Raw genomic sequence first — 21,692 nt, 5'->3', positions numbered from 1 at the left:
GGGTGACCCGTGCTTCCTTGAACAAGCAGCCGCATGAAGTCGCCTCGATGTTCGACGACGTGGCGGAACGGTACGACCTGACGAACGACGTGCTGTCGCTCGGCCAGGACCGGCGCTGGCGCAAGGAGGTGGCGAGGGCGGTCGACGCGCGCCCGGCGCAGAAGGTCCTCGATCTCGCGGCCGGCACGGCGACCTCCTCGCTGCCCTTCGCGCAGACGGGCGCGTACGTCGTCCCCTGCGACTTCTCCCTCGGGATGCTGCAGGTCGGCAAGAAGAAGCACACCTGGCTGCCGTTCACGGCGGGCGACGCGACGAAGCTCCCCTTCAAGGACGACACCTTCGACGCCGTGACGATCTCCTTCGGGTTGCGCAACGTGCAGGACACGGACGCGGCCCTGCGGGAGATGTACCGGGTGACGCGGCCCGGCGGGCGCGTGGTGATCTGCGAGTTCTCGCACCCCACCTGGGCGCCCTTCCGGACCGTCTACACCGAGTACCTGATGCGGGCGCTGCCGCCGGTCGCGCGCGCGGTGTCCTCGAACCCGGACGCCTACGTCTACCTCGCCGAGTCCATCCGTGCCTGGCCCGACCAGCCCGGCCTCGCCGAACGGCTGCGCAAGGCGGGCTGGTCGAAGGTGGCCTGGCGCAACCTCACCGGCGGCGTGGTCGCACTGCACCGGGGCTTCAAGGACAGCTGAACGGAGCGCCGCCACCCGTCGGCTGTCTCAGCGGTCGATCATCTCGAAGGCGTCGCCGGGTTCGCCCAGCTCGCGCTGGAGTCCGCCGGTGGGCGGCTGCGGGATGCGTGGTTCTCGGACGCCTCCGCCGCCCTCGCCCTCACCGAAGTCGAACCACACGTACACCATCGAGTCCGGCGGCACCTCGGCACCGGGCTGCGGAAACTGGCGTACGACGTAGTCGACGACCGTGCGGTGGAAGTCCGGGCGGTCCGGCGCGTTGAGGAACAGGCCCTGCGCCCGGGCCGTCTCGCGCGCGTCCACGGCCATCAGACCGACCAGACGGGGAACGCGCACTTCGGGTGTTTTGGGTGTTATACGCACAGATGTCACCCCCAGCGGTACTGGAAGGGTAACTCCCGCGGGTCCCACCCGGAAGACGCCGGTGTCTTTCCGTGACAGACGACTACTGTGCGTGAGTGAAGGGGAGTCGGAAGCAGAGCGCCGGCTCGTTCAGTGCGGGGTGCTCGTAGGTCTCCGCCGGTTGCATGCCGAGCCGCCGGGTCACCGCGATCGACCGCTCGTTGCCCGGCCGGACCATCGCCACCACACCCGGCACCCCGGCCGCCCGCACCCGCCTGAGGGTCTCCAGCGCCGCGGCGGTGACGTACCCCTTGCCCCAGTGCGCCCGGCCGAGCCGCCAGCCGATCTCCGTCTCGCCGGCCGGCCCCCAGTCCGGCCGCCAGGGCTGCGCGCCGGTGAAGCCGATGACCTCACCGGTCTCGTCCAGCATCGTCCACAGACAGAACCCCAGCTCCGCGTCGTGCCGCCGCTGGCGCGCGGTGAGTTCCTCGTAGACCGACAGGGCCGCGGGCCTGCCGCCGTAGAACTCCATGACCTCGGGGTCGTCGAAGACCCGGTGCCAGGCGACCGCGTCCTCATGGGTGGGAACGCGCAGCCGTACCGCGGGAAGAGGTCGGTTCACAGGGCAGCCCTTCAGACGGGTGATCAATTCTGCTGAATAGACTGCCCATGTCCAGTGCCGGTCGGCACGTACATTTCGAACCTTGGGGAGATCCCGCCGTGACCGAGCCCCTCTCCGACAACACCGCCGATGTGATCGTCGTGGGCGCGGGGCCAGCCGGCTCCACGACCGCGTACCACCTCGCCAAGGCCGGCCTCGACGTCCTGCTCCTGGAGAAGACCGAGTTCCCGCGCGAGAAGGTCTGCGGCGACGGTCTCACCCCTCGCGCGGTCAAGCAGCTCGTCGCCATGGGCATCGACATCTCCGAGGAGGCCGGCTGGCTGCGCAACAAGGGCCTGCGGATCATCGGCGGCGGCGTCCGGCTCGAGCTCGACTGGCCCGATCTCGCCTCCTTCCCGGACTACGGCCTGGTCCGCAAGCGCGACGACTTCGACGAGCAACTCGCCCGCAACGCCCAGAAGGCCGGCGCCCGCCTGTACGAGCGTTGCACCGTCAGCGGCCCGATCGTCGACGACCGCACCGGCCGCATCACCGGTGTGACCGCCAAGCTCGGCGAGGACAAGCGCGAGGTCACCTTCCGCGCCCCGCTCGTCGTCGCCGCCGACGGCAACTCCACTCGTCTGTCCCTCGCGATGGGCCTGCACCGCCGCGAGGACCGCCCCATGGGTGTCGCGGTGCGCACCTACTTCACCTCGCCCCGCCACGACGACGACTACCTGGAGTCCTGGCTGGAGCTGTGGGACCGCCGCGGCGCCCAGGACCGCCTGCTGCCCGGCTACGGCTGGGTCTTCGGCATGGGCGACGGCACGTCCAACGTCGGCCTCGGCGTGCTCAACACCTCCGCCTCCTTCAAGGAGCTGGACTGGCGCGAGGTTCTCAAGGCCTGGTGCGCCTCCATGCCGGAGGAGTGGGGTTACACCCCCGAGAACATGACCGGCCCCATCCGTGGCGCCGCGCTCCCCATGGCCTTCAACCGCCAGCCGCACTACACCAAGGGCCTGCTGCTCGTCGGAGACGCCGGCGGCCTGGTGAACCCCTTCAACGGCGAGGGCATCGCCTACGCCATGGAGTCCGGCCAGATCGCCGCCGACGTCATCGTCCAGGCCCACGCGCGGGCCACGCCCGCCCAGCGCGAGATCGCCCTGCAGCGCTACCCGCGCGTCCTCAAGGACACCTACGGCGGCTACTACACCCTCGGCCGTGCCTTCGTGAAGCTCATCGGCAACCCGAAGGTCATGCAGATCGCCGCCCAGCGCGGCCTGACGCATCCGCTGCTGATGAAGTTCACCCTGAAGCTGCTGGCCAACCTCACCGACCCCACGGGCGGCGACGCGATGGACCGCATCATCAACGGCCTGAGCAAGGTCGCCCCGAAGGCGTGAGCATCCCCTGGGCCCGGCTCAGGGCCTCGGCCTTGGCGGCCCGGCGGGCGTACACCTCGTCCCGCCGGTCCGCCATCTGCCGCAGCGCGTCCCTTTTCTCCCGCTTGGAGAGCCGGTCCAGGTAGACGTACCCGTGGGTGTGGTCGGTCTCGTGGGCGAGGCAGCGCGCGAAGTACCCGGTGCCCTCGATGACGACGGCGTCGCCGTCCCTGTCCTGCCCCCGTACGACGGCCCGGTCCGGTCGCGGCACCGCCATGAGGGCACCCGGCACCGACAGGCAGCCCTCACCCTCCTCCAGTAGCCGTCGCCCGTTCAAGGGCGTTTCGAGCACCGGATTGACGATGTGTCCGACATGTCGGATTCCTTCGTCATCAGGGCAGTCGTACACGAACAGACGCAGATCGACCCCGACCTGATTGGCCGCCAGTCCGGCCCCCTCCGCGACATACATGGTGCGGAACATGTCGTCGATGAGCGCGGCGAGGTCGGGCCCGAACTCCGTGACGTCCCGGCACGGCCTGTGCAGCACCTCCTCACCGACCTCGGTGACACGGCGCACCGCACCACGCCCGGCCTCGGGGGCGTAACGGGGGAAATGGCCGACGGGGCTTCCCTGCACGAACACGCGTGGCATCGCGCTGTCTCCTTCGCTCGTGGACGAACCGCCGTCCGGCGGTCCGAGCCGAGCATGTCAGGGAAGAGCCGAGCCGGGCAGACGGGGAAGGAGCGATTCGGGTCAGCCCGGGGAAGGAGCGAGCCGGGGCAGCCCGGGGGAAAGCGCAAGGGCCGCTGCCCCCGAGCGGCTGCGGCCCTACGCGCGTGAGAGGTGCGCGGTGCTCTCAGAGCACCCGCACGGCTCCGGTGGGCGGGTCGTACGACAGCGGCCTCTCCACGACGCCGCTGGAGGGGTTCTGCGCACCGACGAACATACCGTCGCCGACGTACACGCCCACGTGGTACGCGCTGCCCGCGCTGCCCCAGTACAGGATGTCGCCCGGCTGCAGGTTGCTCAGCGAGACCTGGGTGCCGGCGGTCGACTGGGCCTGGGAGACGCGCGGCAGGCTGATGCCGACCTGCTTGAAGGCCGTCTGCACCAGGCCGGAGCAGTCGTAGGCGGAGGGGCCGGTGGCGCCGGAGACGTACGCCTTGCCGACCTGCGCCTTGACGAAGCTGATGACGGCAGCGGCCGAACCGGTGGCCGTGGACGTGCTGGTCGAGGTGGTGCCGGTGCTCACCGTGGCGGAGAGCGTCGTCCGCTCCGTGTCGCGGGAGGCGCGTGCGGCGGCCTCCTTGCGGGCGGCCTCCTCGGCCTTCTTCTTGGCCTCAGCCGCCTTCTTCTTCGCCTCCGCGAGGTCCGCCTTGGCCTGCTTCGCGGCCTTTGCGGCAGCCGCGTCACGTTCGGCCTGAAGCTGGTAGTTCGCGGCGGCCAGCTGGGTGGCGTCCGCGGCCTTGGCGGCCTGAGCGGCCATATCGGCCGTCAGGGTGGGCAGTTCGAGGGTCTGCGTCACCGGCTCGGCAGCGTTCGCCGAACCGGACGCCCCCGCGACTGCCAGGGTGCCGAGGACGCCACCGGCAACTCCGGCCCGCATCGCGAGGGTCGACGCGCTGCGGCGGGGCTTCCGGTGGCTGCGTATGTGAGCGGTGTGGGACATGGGAACAACCGGTACCAGGGGCTCCTTCATATCTTCAAGAAACGTGTGCTGCGCCACAGTTGTTCAATCCGGCCCCGGAATCCCGGGCGTGTCGCTCTTTATTGACGCCGTAACGGACATTGCGGACGCGCGTGATCAAGCCCTTGATCACGGTCTTTGATCATTACGCCCGAATTGCCCGCCGCTTACCACTGCTTGGGATGGTTGGCCAAGCCCGGTTCTCAGTGAACTCTCATCGATGTGGCGGAGGTCACGGAACGATTGCCGGAAGAGCGGCGTCCGGTGCCCGCGCGGCTCGTGAACGCGTGCACACGCCCGGACTCGCGTCCACATCACGCCCGACCTTCCCCCTGACGTGTGAACGCGCCCCTCTATCAGGGTCCGGCGTCCAACACCAATTTGCATGCAACGGAAGTCTCTTGATATGGAGACGCCCCTTCCGGCCTGCGATGACGAGCGAAAATGTCACTTCTGGTGATCAAGTGAACGCTTCCGGTGTGAAGATCACTCATCATCCGACTTCATGATCGTTCGTCAGGTGGTGGAGATCACAAAGCTTGTGTAATACCCCGTGTCGCAGATCACAGAGCGGCGGGCATAAGATGCGAGGCAGTTGGGCTTGTGACCTGCTTCACATGTTCTCGATCTTCGCCCGGGACGAGCGGGGCTCGTGAGACCGGTGAGGCAGGTGAGCCCAGTGCAACCGCCAGCAGTCAGCGCCGACTGAGAGGAGCGAGGAGCGGTGAACGCGTATGCGCCCATCCTCGTACTGGGAGCCCTCGGGGCAGGCTTTGCGATCTTCTCCGTGGTCATGGCCACGCTGATCGGTCCGAAGCGGTACAACCGCGCCAAGCTCGAGGCCTACGAGTGCGGTATCGAGCCGACCCCCACGCCGGCCGGCGGCGGGCGCTTCCCCATCAAGTACTACCTGACGGCGATGCTCTTCATCGTCTTCGACATCGAGATCGTCTTCCTCTACCCGTGGGCCGTCACCTTCGACGCCCTGGGTGTTTTCGGGCTCGTGGAGATGCTGCTCTTCGTGCTCACCGTCTTCGTCGCGTACGCGTACGTATGGCGGCGCGGCGGCCTGGAATGGGACTGAGGGGCCTATAGACATGGGACTCGAAGAAAAGCTGCCGAGCGGCTTCCTGCTGACCACCGTCGAGCAGGCCGCGGGCTGGGTGCGCAAGGCGTCCGTCTTCCCGGCCACCTTCGGCCTCGCCTGCTGCGCCATCGAGATGATGACCACCGGTGCCGGCCGCTACGACCTGGCCCGCTTCGGCATGGAGGTCTTCCGCGGCTCGCCGCGCCAGGCCGACCTGATGATCGTCGCCGGCCGGGTCAGCCAGAAGATGGCGCCGGTCCTGAGGCAGGTCTACGACCAGATGCCCGACCCGAAATGGGTGATCTCCATGGGCGTCTGCGCCTCCTCGGGCGGCATGTTCAACAACTACGGGATCGTCCAGGGCGTCGACCACATCGTGCCGGTCGACATCTACCTCCCCGGCTGCCCGCCCCGCCCCGAGATGCTGGTGGACGCGATCCTCAAGCTCCACCAGAAGATCCAGTCCGCCAAGCTCGGCGTGAACGCCGAGGAAGCGGCCCGTGAGGCGGAGGAGGCGGCGCTCAAGGCCCTGCCCACGATCGAGATGAAGGGGCTGCTGCAGTGAGCGACGCGAACGGCACCAACGGTGCGAACGGGTCCGCGAACGGGGTGAACCCCGAGAAGGACCTCGCCGCCTCCAACCTCCCCGGCCAGCGCGGCCAGGGCGGCGAGGAGATCCGCGTCCAGCGCGGCATGTTCGGCGCCGAGAACGGCGGCGACACCTCCGGCTACGGCGGCCTCGTCCGCTCGGTCCGACTCCCGGGACCGGCGACCCGCCCCTACGGCGGCTGGTTCGACGAGGTCGCCGACGAACTGGAAGGCGCGCTGGAGGAGCAGGGACTGCTCCCCGAGAACGCCATCGAGAAGACGGTCGTCGACCGTGGTGAGCTGACCTTCCACATCGAACGCGAACACCTGGTCCGCGTCGCCCGCACCCTGCGCGACGACCCGGCCCTGCGCTTCGAACTGTGCACCGGCGTCAGCGGCGTCCACTACCCGCACGACAAGGGCCGCGAGCTGCACGCCGTCTACCACCTGCGCTCGATCACCCACAACCGGCTGATCCGCCTCGAGGTCAGCGCTCCGGACACCGACCGGCACATCCCGTCCCTGGTCTCCGTCTATCCGACCAACGACTGGCACGAGCGCGAGACCTACGACTTCTTCGGGCTGATCTTCGACGGTCACCCGGCCCTGACCCGGATCATCATGCCGGACGACTGGCAGGGCCACCCGCAGCGCAAGGACTACCCCCTCGGCGGCATCCCCGTCGAGTACAAGGGCGCCCAGATCCCGGCTCCGGACCAGCGGAGGTCGTACTCGTGAGCACGCAGTCAGCACCCGCGGCCTCCGCCGCTTCGGCGCGCGAGACCACCGAGGGCACCGTCTACACGGTCACCGGGGGCGACTGGGACGAGATCGTCCAGTCCGCGACCCGCCCCGACGACGAACGCATCGTCGTCAACATGGGTCCCCAGCACCCGTCCACCCATGGAGTGCTCCGCCTGATCCTGGAGATCGAGGGCGAGACGGTCACCGAGGCCCGCTGCGGCATCGGCTATCTCCACACCGGCATCGAGAAGAACCTCGAGTACCGGACCTGGACGCAGGGCACCACGTTCGTGACGCGCATGGACTACCTGACGTCCTTCTTCAACGAGACCGCCTACTGCCTCGCCGTCGAGAAGCTCCTCGGCATCGAGGACCAGGTCACCGAGCGCGCCACGATCATCCGAGTGCTCCTGATGGAGCTGAACCGGCTCTCCTCCCACCTGGTGGCCATCGCCACCGGCGGCATGGAGCTGGGCGCCACCACGATCATGATCTACGGATTCCGTGATCGTGAAATGATTCTCGACCTCTACGAGCTCATCACGGGCCTCAGGATGAACCACGCGTACATCCGGCCCGGCGGACTCTCCCAGGACCTGCCGCCCGGCGCGGTGGACCAGATCCGCGAGTTCGTGAAGAAGATGAGGAAGAACCTCCCGGAGTACGACAAGCTCGCCACCGGGAACCCCATCTTCAAGGCCCGCATGCAGGACGTCGGCTACCTCGACCTGGCCGGCTGCATGGCCCTCGGCGCGACCGGCCCGATCCTGCGCTCCGCCGGCCTGCCGCACGACCTGCGCAAGGCACAGCCGTACTGCGGCTACGAGACGTACGACTTCGACATCCCCACCGCCGACACCTGCGACGCCTACGGCCGCTTCCTGGTCCGCCTGGAGGAGATGCGCCAGTCGCTCGGCATCGTCGAGCAGTGCCTGGACCGGCTCCAGCCGGGCCCGGTCATGGTCGCCGACAAGAAGATCGCCTGGCCCGCCCAGCTCGCCCTGGGACCGGACGGGCTCGGCAACTCCCTCGACCACATCAAGAAGATCATGGGCACCTCCATGGAGGCCCTGATCCACCACTTCAAGCTGGTCACCGAGGGTTTCCGCGTCCCGCCGGGACAGGCGTACGTGGCCGTCGAGTCGCCCAAGGGCGAGCTCGGGGTGCACGTCGTCTCCGACGGCGGCACCCGCCCCTACCGGGTCCACTTCCGTGACCCGTCCTTCACCAACCTTCAGGCCATGGCGGCGATGTGCGAGGGCGGCCAGGTCGCCGACGTCATCGTCGCCGTCGCGTCCATCGACCCCGTGATGGGAGGCGTCGACCGGTGACCACCAGTTCCTCGGAGCGGGGCGTCAGCCTGGGCATGCCCGAACTGCCCGCGCCCGCATATCCGGACGACGTCCGGGCCCGGCTGGAGGCGGACGCGCGCGAGGTGATCGCGCGCTACCCCGACTCCCGGTCCGCCCTGCTGCCGCTGCTCCACCTCGTGCAGTCGGAGGAGGGCCACGTCACGCGCACCGGGATGCAGTTCTGCGCGGACATGCTGGGCCTGACCACCGCGGAGGTCACCGCCGTCGCCACCTTCTACACCATGTACCGGCGCAAGCCGTCCGGTGACTACCAGGTCGGCGTCTGCACCAACACGCTGTGCGCGGTGATGGGCGGCGACGCGATCTTCGAGACCCTCCAGGAGCACCTGGGCGTCGGCAACGGCGAGACCACCGACGACGGCAAGGTCACCCTGGAGCACATCGAGTGCAACGCGGCCTGCGACTTCGCGCCGGTCGTGATGGTCAACTGGGAGTTCTTCGACAACCAGTCCCCGGCGAGCGCCCGGCGCCTGGTCGACGATCTGCGCGCGGGACGGCCCGTGCAGCCCACGCGCGGGGCGCGGCTGTGCACCTTCAAGGAGACCGCGCGGATCCTGGCCGGCTTCCCCGACGAGCGGCCAGGGGCCGTCGAGGAGGGCGGCAGTGCGGGACCCGCGTCGCTGGTGGGCCTTCGCCTGGCAAGGGGAGAGGCCGCACCCGCGCGCGTGGTCCATCCGCGCGACGGCGGTCCGCACGAAGCGGGGCCGCACGACGAACCGCAGGAGCGGGCCGTGCACGAGCCGTCACCGGCCGAGCACCTCAGCTCGCACGACGCGCCGCAGGACACATCGGCCTCCGACCCGGCCCACCCGGCAGGGCCTACCGCCGAGGAGGGGGAGTGATGACCGTGGTACCCGAGGTCAAGGACACGAGCCCCGAGAAGCTGCTCGCACCCGTGCTGTCGGCCTTCTGGGACGAGGACCGGTCCTGGAGTCTGGACGTCTACCGGAGGCACGAGGGGTACGAGGGACTCCGCAAGGCGCTCGCCATGTCACCGGACGACCTGATCGCGTACGTCAAGGACTCCGGTCTGCGCGGGCGCGGCGGCGCGGGATTCCCGACGGGGATGAAGTGGCAGTTCATTCCGCAGGGTGATGGAAAACCGCATTATCTAGTTGTCAACGCCGACGAATCGGAGCCCGGAACCTGCAAGGACATCCCGCTCCTCTTCGCGAACCCGCACAGCCTCATCGAGGGCATTGTGATCGCGTGTTACGCCATCAGGTCGTCGCATGCCTTCATCTATCTGCGTGGTGAAGTCGTCCCCGTTCTGCGGCGGTTGCACGAGGCCGTGCGCGAGGCCTACGCGGCGGGCTACCTCGGCGAGAACATCCTGGGCAGCGGACTCGACCTCGAACTCACCGTGCACGCGGGCGCCGGCGCGTACATCTGCGGTGAGGAGACCGCACTGCTCGACTCGCTCGAAGGCCGCCGTGGTCAACCGCGGCTCCGTCCCCCCTTCCCTGCGGTGGAAGGCCTCTACGCCTGTCCCACTGTGGTGAACAACGTCGAGTCGATCGCGTCGGTTCCCGCCATCCTGAAAAACGGCAAGGAATGGTTCAGGTCGATGGGCAGCGAGAAGTCCCCGGGCTTCACGCTCTACTCGCTCAGCGGCCATGTGGCGAGCCCCGGCCAGTACGAGGCGCCGCTCGGCATCACGCTCCGCCAGCTCCTCGACATGAGCGGTGGGATGCGGCCCGGGCACCGCCTCAAGTTCTGGACGCCGGGCGGCTCCTCGACGCCGATGTTCACCGACGAGCACCTCGACGTCCCCCTCGATTACGAGGGAGTCGGCGCCGCCGGTTCCATGCTCGGCACCAAGGCCCTGCAGTGCTTCGACGAGACGACCTGCGTGGTGCGGGCGGTGACCCGCTGGACCGAGTTCTACGCCCACGAGTCCTGCGGCAAGTGCACGCCGTGCCGCGAAGGGACGTACTGGCTGGTGCAGCTGCTGCGGGACATCGAGGCCGGCAAGGGCGTCATGTCCGACCTCGACAAGCTGAACGACATCGCCGACAACATCAACGGCAAGTCCTTCTGCGCCCTCGGCGACGGCGCCGCCTCACCGATCTTCTCCTCGCTGAAGTACTTCCGCGAGGAGTACGAACAGCACATCACGGGCCGGGGCTGCCCCTTCGACCCGGCCAAGTCGACGGCCTGGGCGGACCGCCCGGAGGTGAACGCATGACCGTGACCACCAGCGCCCCCACAGGAGGGGGACAGGCGGCGGTCCCGCCGGAAGATCTCGTCACGCTGACGATCGACGGCATCGAACTCAGCGTGCCCAAGGGCACCCTGGTCATCCGGGCAGCCGAACAACTCGGCATCGAGATCCCGCGGTTCTGCGACCACCCCCTGCTGGACCCCGCCGGTGCCTGCCGCCAGTGCATCGTCGAGGTCGAGGGCCAGCGCAAGCCGATGGCGTCCTGCACCATCACGTGCACGGACGGCATGGTCGTGAAGACCCACCTCACCTCGCCGGCCGCCGAGAAGGCCCAGCACGGCGTGATGGAGCTGCTGCTCATCAACCACCCGCTGGACTGCCCGGTCTGCGACAAGGGCGGCGAGTGCCCGCTGCAGAACCAGGCCATGTCGCACGGCAACACCGAATCCCGCTTCGAGGGCAAGAAGCGCACCTACGACAAGCCCGTACCGATCTCCACGCAGGTGCTGCTCGACCGCGAGCGGTGCGTGCTGTGCGCCCGCTGCACCCGCTTCTCCAACCAGATCGCCGGTGACCCGATGATCGAGCTGGTCGAGCGGGGCGCGCTCCAGCAGGTCGGCACCGGTGAGGGCGACCCGTTCGAGTCGTACTTCTCCGGCAACACCATCCAGATCTGCCCGGTCGGCGCCCTGACCTCGGCGGCCTACCGTTTCCGCTCCCGTCCCTTCGACCTCGTCTCCTCCCCGTCGGTGTGCGAGCACTGCTCCGGTGGCTGCGCGACCCGCACCGACCACCGGCGCGGCAAGGTCATGCGGCGGCTGGCGGCCAACGATCCCGAGGTCAACGAGGAGTGGATCTGCGACAAGGGACGCTTCGCGTTCCGTTACGCGCAGCAGAAGGACCGCCTCGACACACCCCTGGTGCGCAACGCCGACGGTGTCCTGGAGCCCGCCTCCTGGCCGGAGGCCCTGGAAGCGGCCGCGCGCGGGCTGACCGCCGCCCGCTCCCGGGCCGGTGTCCTCATCGGCGGCCGGCTGACCGTCGAGGACGCCTACGCGTACAGCAAGTTCACGCGCGTGGCGCTCGACACGAACGACATCGACTTCCGCGCGCGCGTGCACAGCGGCGAGGAGGCCGACTTCCTCGCGGCCCACGTGGCAGGCCACGGCCGCGACCTCGACGGTACGGGGGTCACGTACACCTCCCTGGAGAAGGCGCCCGCCGTCCTGCTCGTCGGGTTCGAGTCGGAGGAGGAGGCGCCCGGCGTCTTCCTGCGGCTGCGCAAGGCCTGGCGGCGGCGCAAGCAGCGGGTGTTCGCACTGGCCACACACGCCACGCGGGGCCTGGAGAAGGCGGGCGGCACCCTGCTGCCGGCCGCACCGGGCACCGAGACCGAGTGGCTGGACGCCCTCGCGAGCGGTGTCGGCCTGGAGGAGCCCGGTACACGCGCCGCCGAGGCGCTGCGCGCCGAGGGCGCGGTCATCGTCGTCGGCGAGCGGCTCGCGTCGGTCGCGGGCGGTCTCACGGCCGCCGTACGCGCCGCCGCCGCGACCGGTGCCCAGCTGGTGTGGATCCCGCGCCGCGCCGGTGAACGCGGCGCGGTCGAGGCGGGCGCGCTGCCGTCGCTGCTGCCGGGCGGCCGCCCGGCGACCGACCCGCGGGCCCGGGAGGAGGTCGCCGCCGTCTGGGGGCTCGCCGAACTCCCGCTGCGCCACGGCCGCGACACGCACCAGATCGTCGAGGCCGCCGCCACCGGGGAACTCTCGGCACTCGTGGTCGCCGGTGTGGAGGTCGCCGACCTGCCCGACCCGGCACGCGCGCGTGAGGCCCTCGGCAGCGTCGGCTTCCTGGTGTCGCTGGAGCTGCGGCCGAGCGAGGTCACGGAGCACGCCGACGTCGTCCTGCCGGTCGCCGCGGTCGCCGAGAAGGCGGGGACCTTCCTCAACTGGGAAGGCAGGGTCCGCTTCTTCGAGGCCGCCCTCAAGCCCGAGCAGATGACCCGCCGTCTCGCACCGACCGACGCGCGGGTGCTGCAGATGCTGGCCGACGCCATGGACGTGCACCTGGGCCTGCCGGATCTGCGGACCACGCGCGCGGAGATCGACCGGCTCGGTTCCTGGGACGGCCCCCGCGCCTCCGCGCCCGCGGAGACCGCGGGCGTACTGCCCCGCCCGGCGATCGGCGAGGCCGTACTCGCCGGACACCGGCTGCTGCTCGACCAAGGTGTCCTCCAGGAGGGCGACGAGGCGCTCGCCGGAACCCGGCACGCCGCACACGCGCGTGTGTCGGCCGCTACGGCCGCCGAGGCGGGGGTCGAGAACGGTGGCGTCCTCGCCGTGACCGGCCCCGCCGGCACGGTCGTACTCCCGCTCCAGGTCACCGAGATGCCCGACCGGGTGGTCTGGCTCCCGCTGAACTCCGTCGGCACGGGCGTCGCCTCCGACACCGGAGCACAGCCCGGTTCCCTCGTCCGCATCGGCCCGGCGGCACTCGCCGAAGAGGCCCCCAAGGAGGTGGAGGCATGAGCCCGTACCTCGCCGCTGAAGACCTCTCGATGTTCGGCCGCGACCCCTGGTGGCTGGTCGTCGTCAAGGCCGTCTTCTGCTTCGCCTTCCTGATGGTGACCGTGCTGTTCTCCATCGTCTGGGAGCGCAAGGTCGTCGCCTGGATGCAGCTGCGCATCGGACCCAACCGGCACGGCCCCTGGGGCATGCTGCAGTCGCTCGCCGACGGCGTGAAGCTGATGCTGAAGGAAGACGTCATCGTCAAGCGCGCGGACAAGGCGGTCTACGTCCTCGCGCCGATCGTCGCGGCCATCCCGGCCTTCATGGCGATCGCGGTGATCCCGTTCGGGCCGGCCGGCAACGAGATCTCGATCTTCGGTCACCGCACCACGATGCAGCTCACCGACCTGCCGATCGCGATGCTCTACATCCTCGCGGTCGCCTCCGTCGGCATCTACGGCATCGTCCTGGCGGGTTGGAGTTCCGGATCCACCTACCCGCTGCTCGGCGGCCTGCGTTCCTGCGCGCAGATGATCTCCTACGAGATCGCCATGGGCGCCGCGTTCGCCTCCGTGTTCCTCTACTCGGGGTCGATGTCGACGTCGACGATCGTCGAGCAGCAGCACGACCGCTGGTACATCCTGCTGCTGCCGGTCTCCTTCATCCTCTACATCGTCACGATGGTCGGCGAGACCAACCGCGCACCCTTCGACATGCCGGAGTCCGAGGGAGACCTGGTCGGCGGCTTCAACACCGAGTACTCGTCCATCAAGTTCGCGATGTTCATGCTCGCCGAGTACGTGAACATGGTGACGGTCTCGGCCGTCTCGGCCACGCTGTTCCTCGGCGGCTGGCGCGCCCCCTGGCCGATCAGCTCCTTCTGGGAGGGCGCGAACCACGGCTGGTGGCCGCTGCTCTGGTTCGTCATCAAGGTCCAGCTGCTGCTGTTCTTCTTCATCTGGCTGCGCGGCACACTCCCGCGCGTCCGCTACGACCAGCTGATGAAGCTCGGCTGGAAGGTCCTCATCCCGGTCTCGGTGACCTGGCTGATGCTGGTCGCGACCGTGCGGGCCCTGCGCAACGAGAACTACGACTTCGCCGACATCGCCCTCTACGTCGGCGGCGCGGTGCTCGCCCTGCTGCTGATCTCCTTCGTCGCCGACATGTTCCGCGAGAAGGCGAAGACGGCCGAGCAGCCCGCCGTCCAGCAGCCCGGATTCGACCCCATGGCGGGTGGATTCCCCGTACCACCGCTGCCCGGACAGGAGCTGCCACCCGTGCCGAGGCGCCGCCCGCGCCGCGAGCGGGAGCTGATTGTCAGTGGCGGGTCGGACACTGTCAGTGACGGATCTACGGATGGAAAGGAGGCGTCCGATGGCTGAGGAGCCCAAGGAGACCAAGCCCGGTTTCCAGAATCCCGTGGCCGGCTTCGGCGTGACCTTCAAGGCCATGTTCAAGAAGCGGCTGACCGAGCAGTACCCGGAGCAGAAGAAGACCACGGCTCCGCGGTTCCACGGACGGCACCAGCTCAACCGCCATCCGGACGGCCTGGAGAAGTGCGTCGGCTGCGAGCTGTGCGCTTGGGCCTGCCCCGCCGACGCCATCTACGTGGAGGGCGCCGACAACACCGACGAGGAGCGCTACTCGCCCGGCGAGCGGTACGGCCGCGTCTACCAGATCAACTACGCCCGCTGCATCCTGTGCGGGCTGTGCATCGAGGCGTGTCCCACGCGCGCGTTGACGATGACCAACGAGTTCGAGCTGGCGGACTCCAGCCGCGCCAACCTCATCTACACCAAGGAGCAGCTGCTCGCCGGCCTGGAAGAAGGCATGGTGGACACGCCCCACGCGATCTTCCCGGGGACGGACGAACAGGACTACTACCGGGGCCTGGTCACCCAGGCCGCGCCCGGCACGGTCCCGCAGGTCGCCGTCTCCAGGGGCGAGGTCCCGCAGGAGGCCGCCTCCACCTTCGGCGAGGACGAACCGGCCTCGGAGAAGGTGATCGACCGATGACCGCGCAGCAGCTCGCCGCCTACACCACCTCCACCGGTGAGGCCTTCCAGTTCTGGGTCCTGGGCACCGTCGCGGTCATCGGCGCCCTGTGCACCGTCTTCATGAAAAAGGCCGTGCACAGTGCGCTCTCTCTCGCCGGCACCATGATCGTCCTGGCGGTGTTCTACCTCGCCAACGGCGCCTACTTCCTGGGCATCGTGCAGATCGTCGTCTACACCGGCGCGATCATGATGCTGTTCCTGTTCGTGGTGATGCTCGTCGGTGTCACGGCCGCGGACTCGCTCAGGGAGACCATCAAGGGCCAGCGCTGGCTCGCTCTCCTCTGCGGGGTCGGCTTCGGTGTCCTGCTGTTCGCGGGCATCGGGAACGCCTCCCTGAAGGAGTTCAACGGCACCGGTCAGGCGAACGCGAACGGCAACGTGGAGGGCCTCGCGTCCCTCATCTTCACCAAGTACGTCTTCGCCTTCGAAATCACCGGCGCCCTGCTGATCACGGCCGCCGTCGGCGCGATGGTGCTCACCCACCGCGAGCGCACCGAGCGGGCCAAGACCCAGCGCGAGCTGTCCGAGCAGCGCGTCCGTGAAGGCGCGTACATCCCGCCGCTGCCCGCCCCCGGTGTCTACGCCCGGCACAACGCCGTGGACATCGCGGGCCTGCTGCCCGACGGCACCCCCTCCGAGCTGACGGTCAACAAGACGCTGCGCGAGCGCGGCCAGATCCGTGACGTGTCCACGGAGGCGCTCAACGACCTGCGGGCGCTGGAGCAGCGCGCGGAGGAGCGCCTGGAGCGCAGGGCGATCGAGCCGACCACGTTCAAGCGGCCCGAGGAGGCGTCGAAGTGAACCCGGTCAACTACCTCTATCTCGCAGCCCTGTTGTTCACGATCGGCGCGACCGGCGTCCTGATCCGCCGCAACGCCATCGTGGTCTTCATGTGCATCGAGCTGATGCTGAACGCCTGCAACCTCGCGTTCGTCGCCTTCTCCCGGATGCACGGCAACCTCGACGGCCAGATCATCGCGTTCTTCACGATGGTCGTCGCCGCCGCGGAGGTCGTGGTGGGCCTCGCGATCATCGTGTCGCTGTTCCGTACCCGCCACTCGGCCTCGGTCGACGACGCCAGCCTGATGAAGCTGTAAGGGGTCGGAAGAATCGTGGAGAAACTGATCGCGCTGCTCATCGCGGCGCCCCTGCTCGGAGCGGCCGTCCTGCTGGTCGGCGGCCGGCGCCTCGACCGCGTCGGCCACTGGATCGGCACGCTCCTGTCGGCCGCCTCCTTCGTGTTCGGCCTGATCCTCTTCGCCGACCTGCTCGGCAAGGAGGCCGAACACCGCACACTGACCCAGCACCTGTGGACGTGGATCTCGGTCGGCAGCTTCCAGGCGGACGTCACCTTCCGCCTCGACCAGCTGTCGATGACGTTCGTGCTGCTGATCACCGGTGTCGGCTCGCTGATCCACCTGTACTCGGTCGGGTACATGGAGCACGACGAGCGGCGCCGCCGCTTCTTCGGCTACCTGAACCTGTTCCTCGCGGCGATGCTGCTGCTCGTCCTCGCCGACAACTACCTGCTGCTGTACGTCGGCTGGGAGGGTGTCGGCCTCGCCTCCTACCTGCTCATCGGCTTCTGGCAGCACAAGCCCAGCGCCGCCACGGCGGCGAAGAAGGCCTTCCTGGTCAACCGCGTCGGCGACATGGGCCTGTCGATCGCGATCATGCTGATGTTCACCACCTTCGGCAGCTTCGCCTTCGGCCCGGTCCTCAGCCACACCGGGGACACCTCGGAGGGCAAGCTGACCGCGATCGGCCTGATGCTGCTGCTCGCGGCCTGCGGCAAGTCGGCCCAGGTGCCGCTGCAGTCCTGGCTCGGGGACGCCATGGAGGGCCCGACCCCGGTCTCGGCCCTGATCCACGCGGCGACGATGGTGACCGCGGGCGTCTACCTGATCGTCCGCTCCGGTGCCATCTTCAACGCCGCACCCGACGCCCAGTTGGCCGTCACCGTCGTCGGCGCGGTCACGCTCCTCTTCGGTGCGATCGTCGGTTGCGCGAAGGACGACATCAAGAAGGCGCTGGCCGGCTCGACCATGTCGCAGATCGGCTACATGGTGCTGGCGGCCGGCCTCGGCCCCATCGGCTACGTCTTCGCGATCATGCACCTGGTGACGCACGGCTTCTTCAAGGCCGGGCTGTTCCTCGGTGCCGGTTCCGTCATGCACGGCATGAACGACGAGGTCGACATGCGCAAGTACGGCGGCCTGCGCAAGTACATGCCGATCACGTTCATCACCTTCGGCCTCGGCTACCTCGCGATCATCGGCTTCCCGGGTCTGTCGGGCTTCTTCTCCAAGGACAAGATCATTGAGGCGGCCTTCGCCAAGGGCGGCACCGAGGGCTGGATCCTCGGCGGCGCGGCCCTGCTGGGCGCGGCCATCACCGCCTTCTACATGACGCGCGTGATGCTGATGACGTTCTTCGGAGAAGAGCGTTGGAGGAACCAACCCACTCGCTCCCCGGAGGCGCCCAGTGCGGAGCCGGTGGCCGAGCACCGCGGTGAGCACGCCGAGCCGCACCCGCACGAGTCCCCGAAGGTCATGACGATCCCGATGATCGTGCTGGCCGTCGGCTCGGTCCTCGGCGGCGCCTTCTTCAGCATCGGCGACCGCTTCCTCAACTGGCTGGAGCCGGTCACCGGCCACAGCGAGGGCGACTCGCCGCTCAGCGCCGCCACCGTCACCGGCGCGACCATGGTCTGCCTGGTCATCGGTGTCGGCATCGCCTGGGCCCAGTACGGCCGCAAGCCGGTCCCGGCCGTCGCCCCGCGCGGCTCGCTGCTCACCCGAGCGGCCCGGCGCGACCTGCTCCAGGACGACTTCAACCACGTCGTCCTGGTGCGCGGCGGCGAGCACCTCACGCGCTCCCTGGTGTACGTCGACCACACCCTGGTCGACGGCGTCGTCAACGGCACGGCGGCCGGCTTCGGCGGTCTGTCCGGGCGGCTGCGCCGGCTCCAGAACGGCTTCGCCCGCTCCTACGCGGTCTCGATGTTCGGCGGTGCGGCACTCCTGGTGGCCGCGACCCTGCTGATGAGGGCGGTCTGATACCGATGTCCTTTCCTCTGCTGACAGCGACGGCGGCGCTCCCGGCCCTCGGGGCCGTCGCCACGGCCGCCGTACCGGCCACACGGCGCACCGCCGCCAAATGGCTGGCGCTGCTGGTCTCGATCGCCACGCTCGCCCTGGCGGTCACCGTCCTGGTCCGCTTCGACCCGGACGGCTCCCGCTACCAGCTCACCGAATCCCATGCCTGGATCAAGGACTTCGGGGTGAGGTACGAGCTGGGCGTGGACGGCATCGCCGTGGCGCTGATCGCGCTCACCGCCCTGCTCATCCCGTTCATCGTCCTCGCGGGCTGGCACGACGCCGACCCGCTGGAGACAGGCAGCCGCCGCTGGCGGCCCACCCAGGGCTTCTTCGCGCTGATCCTCGCCGTCGAGGCGATGGTGATCATCTCGTTCGAGGCGACCGACGTCTTCCTCTTCTACATCTTCTTCGAAGCCATGCTGATCCCGATGTACTTCCTCATCGGCGGCTTCGGGGACCATGCCCACGAGCACGGCGAGGAGGCGGCCGCCACGCAGCGGTCGTACGCGGCGGTGAAGTTCCTGCTCTACAACCTGGTCGGCGGACTGATCATGCTCGCCGCGGTGATCGGCCTCTACGTGGTCGCCGGGAACTTCAGCCTCTCCGAGATCGCCGAGGCCCGTGCCAACGGCTCGCTGCACATGGCGACGGACACCGAACGCTGGCTGTTCCTCGGCTTCTTCTTCGCCTTCGCGGTGAAGGCGCCGCTGTGGCCGCTGCACACCTGGCTGCCCAACGCCATGCAGGAGTCCACCGCCCCGGTCGCCGTGCTCATCACGGCGGTCGTCGACAAGGTGGGCACCTTCGCGATGCTCCGCTTCTGCCTCCAGCTGTTCCCGGAGGCCAGCAAGTGGGCGACGCCCGTGATCCTCGTACTGGCACTGATCAGCATCGTCTACGGCGCACTGCTCGCGGTCGGCCAGCGGGACATCAAGCGGCTGGTGGCCTACGCGTCGATCTCGCACTTCGGCTTCATCATCATGGGCATCTTCGCGATGACCAGCCAGGGCCAGTCCGGTGCGACGCTCTACATGGTCAACCACGGCATCTCCACGGCCGCGTTGATGCTGGTCGCCGGCTTCCTGATCTCCCGGCGCGGCTCCCGGCTCATCGCCGACTACGGAGGCGTGCAGAAGGTCGCCCCGGTCCTCGCCGGCACCTTCCTGATCGGCGGCCTCGCCACCCTCTCGCTGCCCGGCCTCGCGCCGTTCGTCAGCGAGTTCCTGGTGCTGGTCGGCACGTTCACCCGCTACCCGGTGATCGGCATCATCGCCACCTTCGGCATCGTCCTCGCCGCGCTGTACACCCTCGTGCTGTACCAGCGGACGATGACGGGCCCGGTGAAGCCCCAGATCGCGGCGATGCCCGACCTGCGGGCGCGTGAACTGGTGGTCGTCGCCCCGCTGATCGTGCTGCTGATCTTCCTGGGTGTCTACCCGAAGCCGGTCACGGACATCGTCAACCCGGCGGTGAAGCAGACCATGTCCGACGTCCAGAAGAAGGACCCCAAGCCCGAGGTGGAGGCGGCCAAGTGAGCACAGCAGCCGTCCACAGCCTGTGGACAACCGCGGCCGATCCGATCTCGAAGATCGACGCGCCGAAGATCGAATACGGACAATTGTCGCCGACCCTGATCGTCGTCGGTGCGGCGCTGGTCGGGGTGCTCATCGAGGCCTTCGTCCCGCGCAGGTCCCGCTACTACGCGCAGGTGTTCGTGTCCGTCGTAGCGCTCTGTGCCGCGTTCGCCGCGGTCGTCGCGCTCGCCGCCGACGGGTACGGCACCACCAAGGCGCACATCGCGGCCATGGGGGCGATCGCGGTCGACGGACCGTCCCTGTTCCTGCAGGGGACGATCCTGCTGGCCGGCCTGGTCGGCCTGTTCACCTTCGCCGAACGCCGCCTGGACCCGGCGGCGCACGGCAACCGGGTCGACTCCTTCGCCGCCCAGGCGGCGTCGGTGCCGGGCAGCGACAGCGAGAAGGCCGCCGTCAGGGCCGGGTTCGCCACCACCGAGGTCTTCCCGCTGCTGCTCTTCGCCATCGCGGGCATGCTGGTGTTCCCCTCGGCCAACGATCTGCTGACGCTGTTCGTGGCCCTGGAGGTCTTCTCCCTGCCGCTGTACCTGCTGTGCGCGCTGGCCCGCCGCAAGCGGCTCATGTCACAGGAGTCCGCGGTCAAGTACTTCCTGCTCGGTGCGTTCGCCTCGGCGTTCACGCTGTTCGGCATCGCCCTGCTGTACGGCTACGCGGGCTCCGTGTCGTACGCGCGCATCGCCCAGGTCGTCGACGGCACGGTCACCAGCGTGGACCCGGCGCTCGCCAACACGATGGGCAACGACGCGCTGCTGCTGCTCGGCAGCGCGCTGATCGTGATGGGCCTGCTGTTCAAGGTGGGCGCGGTGCCGTTCCACATGTGGACGCCCGACGTGTACCAGGGCGCGCCGACCCCGGTGACCGGCTTCATGGCGGCGGCGACGAAGGTGGCGGCGTTCGGCGCGCTGCTGCGACTGCTGTACGTCGTCCTGCCCGGCCTGCGCTGGGACTGGCGGCCGGTCATGTGGGCGGTGGCGATCATCACCATGCTGGGCGGTGCGATCGTCGCGATCACGCAGACCGACATCAAGCGGCTGCTGGCGTACTCGTCCATCGCGCACGCCGGCTTCATCCTCGCGGGTGTCATCGCCACCACGAAGGACGGCGTGTCGTCCGTCCTGTTCTATCTGGCCGGGTACTCGTTCGTGACGATCGGTGCGTTCGCCGTGGTCACGCTGGTACGCGACGCGGGCGGCGAGGCGACCCACCTGTCCAAGTGGGCGGGTCTCGGCCGCCGGTCACCGCTGGTCGCGGCGGTGTTCGCGGTGTTCCTGCTGGCCTTCGCCGGTATCCCGCTGACCTCCGGGTTCGCGGGCAAGTTCGCCGTGTTCAAGGCGGCGGCGGACGGCGGCGCGGCCCCGCTGGTCGTGGTCGGTGTGATCTCCTCGGCGATCGCCGCGTTCTTCTACATCCGCGTGATCGTGCTGATGTTCTTCAGCGAGCCGAGGCCCGAGGGACCGACCGTGGCCGTTCCCTCGCCGCTGACCATGGCGGCGATCGGCGTGGGCGTGGCGGTGACACTGGTGCTCGGTGTGGCACCGCAGTACTTCCTGGACCTGGCGAGCCAGGCGGGAGTGTTCGTGCGCTGACGGATGCGGCACGGCCGTACGGCCCCGGTTCCCGCTCGGGAGGGGAACCGGGGCCGTCGCACGTCGGTGACCGGACACGCCCCGCTCGGCCGAGGACGGGCGCGCGCAGCGTGGTGCCCGAGCGGCTGGGCTTCCTCCCGGCCCGCCTCGGCACCGACTGCTCGGCGTCACCCACAGAC

20 protein-coding genes are annotated in these 21,692 nt (G+C 69.1%); 16 read left to right on the top strand and 4 right to left on the bottom strand.

All coding sequences use genetic code 11. The features are described from left to right. Positions 1-2 precede the first annotated feature (2 nt). Positions 3-698 (top strand): demethylmenaquinone methyltransferase, encoded by a 696-nt coding sequence (locus ACGFRF_RS23970; protein ID WP_393743051.1) that lies wholly within the window; start codon positions 3-5, stop codon positions 696-698. Between the two features lie 27 nt (positions 699-725). Here the strand turns inward: ACGFRF_RS23970 and ACGFRF_RS23965 are convergent, their stop codons facing one another. Further along, positions 726-1,034, bottom strand: a complete 309-nt coding sequence (locus tag ACGFRF_RS23965) for a PASTA domain-containing protein (protein WP_393743049.1) — start codon at positions 1,032-1,034, stop codon at positions 726-728. Between the two features lie 109 nt (positions 1,035-1,143). Continuing rightward, a complete protein-coding gene (locus ACGFRF_RS23960; protein WP_393743047.1) occupies positions 1,144-1,662 on the bottom strand; it encodes a GNAT family N-acetyltransferase in 519 nt (172 codons plus the stop codon). A 47-nt stretch (positions 1,663-1,709) separates the two neighbouring features. Between ACGFRF_RS23960 and ACGFRF_RS23955 the strand changes: the two genes are divergently transcribed. Beyond that, positions 1,710-3,044, top strand: coding sequence for a geranylgeranyl reductase family protein (locus tag ACGFRF_RS23955; protein ID WP_393743045.1), 1,335 nt, complete (start codon positions 1,710-1,712; stop codon positions 3,042-3,044). On the opposite strand, the gene def is transcribed toward ACGFRF_RS23955, so the two are convergent. Both def and ACGFRF_RS23945 read right to left on the bottom strand, forming a co-directional pair. Next, entirely contained in the window at positions 3,010-3,678 is a 669-nt protein-coding gene (def, locus tag ACGFRF_RS23950; protein ID WP_393743043.1) for a peptide deformylase, read from the bottom strand. The two genes, ACGFRF_RS23955 and def, sit on opposite strands and share 35 nt — an antisense overlap. Positions 3,679-3,883: 205 nt before the next feature. Continuing rightward, positions 3,884-4,696: a C40 family peptidase gene (locus ACGFRF_RS23945; RefSeq protein WP_393743041.1), complete on the bottom strand. Its 813-nt coding sequence runs from the start codon at positions 4,694-4,696 to the stop codon at positions 3,884-3,886. Positions 4,697-5,438: 742 nt separating this feature from the next. Between ACGFRF_RS23945 and ACGFRF_RS23940 the strand changes: the two genes are divergently transcribed. Genes ACGFRF_RS23940 through nuoN form a run of 14 tightly spaced genes read left to right on the top strand, consistent with a single transcriptional unit; the run spans position 5,439 to position 21,513 of the window. Next, positions 5,439-5,798 (top strand): NADH-quinone oxidoreductase subunit A, encoded by a 360-nt coding sequence (locus ACGFRF_RS23940; RefSeq protein WP_007383963.1) that lies wholly within the window; start codon positions 5,439-5,441, stop codon positions 5,796-5,798. Between the two features lie 13 nt (positions 5,799-5,811). Then, positions 5,812-6,366, top strand: coding sequence for a NuoB/complex I 20 kDa subunit family protein (locus ACGFRF_RS23935; protein WP_393743039.1), 555 nt, complete (start codon positions 5,812-5,814; stop codon positions 6,364-6,366). Beyond that, positions 6,363-7,127 (top strand): NADH-quinone oxidoreductase subunit C, encoded by a 765-nt coding sequence (locus ACGFRF_RS23930; RefSeq protein ID WP_393743037.1) that lies wholly within the window; start codon positions 6,363-6,365, stop codon positions 7,125-7,127. The genes ACGFRF_RS23935 and ACGFRF_RS23930 overlap by 4 nt, the downstream gene beginning before the upstream one ends. Further along, a complete protein-coding gene (locus tag ACGFRF_RS23925) occupies positions 7,124-8,464 on the top strand; it encodes an NADH-quinone oxidoreductase subunit D (protein WP_393743035.1) in 1,341 nt (446 codons plus the stop codon). Before ACGFRF_RS23930 ends, ACGFRF_RS23925 begins: the two co-directional genes overlap by 4 nt. Further along, positions 8,461-9,348 (top strand): NADH-quinone oxidoreductase subunit NuoE, encoded by an 888-nt coding sequence (gene nuoE, locus ACGFRF_RS23920; protein ID WP_393743033.1) that lies wholly within the window; start codon positions 8,461-8,463, stop codon positions 9,346-9,348. The genes ACGFRF_RS23925 and nuoE overlap by 4 nt, the downstream gene beginning before the upstream one ends. Further along, positions 9,348-10,694, top strand: coding sequence for an NADH-quinone oxidoreductase subunit NuoF (nuoF, locus tag ACGFRF_RS23915; protein ID WP_393743031.1), 1,347 nt, complete (start codon positions 9,348-9,350; stop codon positions 10,692-10,694). Before nuoE ends, nuoF begins: the two co-directional genes overlap by 1 nt. Next, on the top strand, positions 10,691-13,195 hold the full coding sequence (locus ACGFRF_RS23910; RefSeq protein ID WP_393743029.1) for an NADH-quinone oxidoreductase subunit G: 2,505 nt from the start codon (positions 10,691-10,693) through the stop codon (positions 13,193-13,195). Before nuoF ends, ACGFRF_RS23910 begins: the two co-directional genes overlap by 4 nt. Further along, positions 13,192-14,556, top strand: a complete 1,365-nt coding sequence (gene nuoH, locus ACGFRF_RS23905; RefSeq protein ID WP_393743027.1) for an NADH-quinone oxidoreductase subunit NuoH — start codon at positions 13,192-13,194, stop codon at positions 14,554-14,556. The genes ACGFRF_RS23910 and nuoH overlap by 4 nt, the downstream gene beginning before the upstream one ends. Continuing rightward, on the top strand, positions 14,549-15,190 hold the full coding sequence (gene nuoI / locus ACGFRF_RS23900; RefSeq protein WP_393743025.1) for an NADH-quinone oxidoreductase subunit NuoI: 642 nt from the start codon (positions 14,549-14,551) through the stop codon (positions 15,188-15,190). The genes nuoH and nuoI overlap by 8 nt, the downstream gene beginning before the upstream one ends. After that, a complete protein-coding gene (locus ACGFRF_RS23895) occupies positions 15,187-16,032 on the top strand; it encodes an NADH-quinone oxidoreductase subunit J (protein WP_393743023.1) in 846 nt (281 codons plus the stop codon). The genes nuoI and ACGFRF_RS23895 overlap by 4 nt, the downstream gene beginning before the upstream one ends. Then, positions 16,029-16,328: an NADH-quinone oxidoreductase subunit NuoK gene (gene nuoK, locus ACGFRF_RS23890; RefSeq protein ID WP_028420845.1), complete on the top strand. Its 300-nt coding sequence runs from the start codon at positions 16,029-16,031 to the stop codon at positions 16,326-16,328. The genes ACGFRF_RS23895 and nuoK overlap by 4 nt, the downstream gene beginning before the upstream one ends. Positions 16,329-16,343: 15 nt before the next feature. Beyond that, positions 16,344-18,290, top strand: coding sequence for an NADH-quinone oxidoreductase subunit L (gene nuoL, locus ACGFRF_RS23885; protein WP_393743021.1), 1,947 nt, complete (start codon positions 16,344-16,346; stop codon positions 18,288-18,290). A gap of 5 nt (positions 18,291-18,295) precedes the next feature. Further along, entirely contained in the window at positions 18,296-19,867 is a 1,572-nt protein-coding gene (locus ACGFRF_RS23880) for an NADH-quinone oxidoreductase subunit M (RefSeq protein WP_393743019.1), read from the top strand. After that, positions 19,864-21,513 carry an NADH-quinone oxidoreductase subunit NuoN gene (nuoN, locus tag ACGFRF_RS23875; RefSeq protein ID WP_393743017.1) on the top strand — a complete coding sequence of 550 codons (1,650 nt, stop codon included), beginning with the start codon at positions 19,864-19,866 and terminating at the stop codon, positions 21,511-21,513. Before ACGFRF_RS23880 ends, nuoN begins: the two co-directional genes overlap by 4 nt. Positions 21,514-21,692: the final 179 nt, after the last annotated feature.

Source organism: Streptomyces sp. NPDC048521 (assembly GCF_043199855.1).
GTDB lineage: Bacteria > Actinomycetota > Actinomycetes > Streptomycetales > Streptomycetaceae > Streptomyces.
Note: the sequence above shows the minus strand (reverse complement) of the source record. Positions and strands in the feature narration are given on the sequence as shown.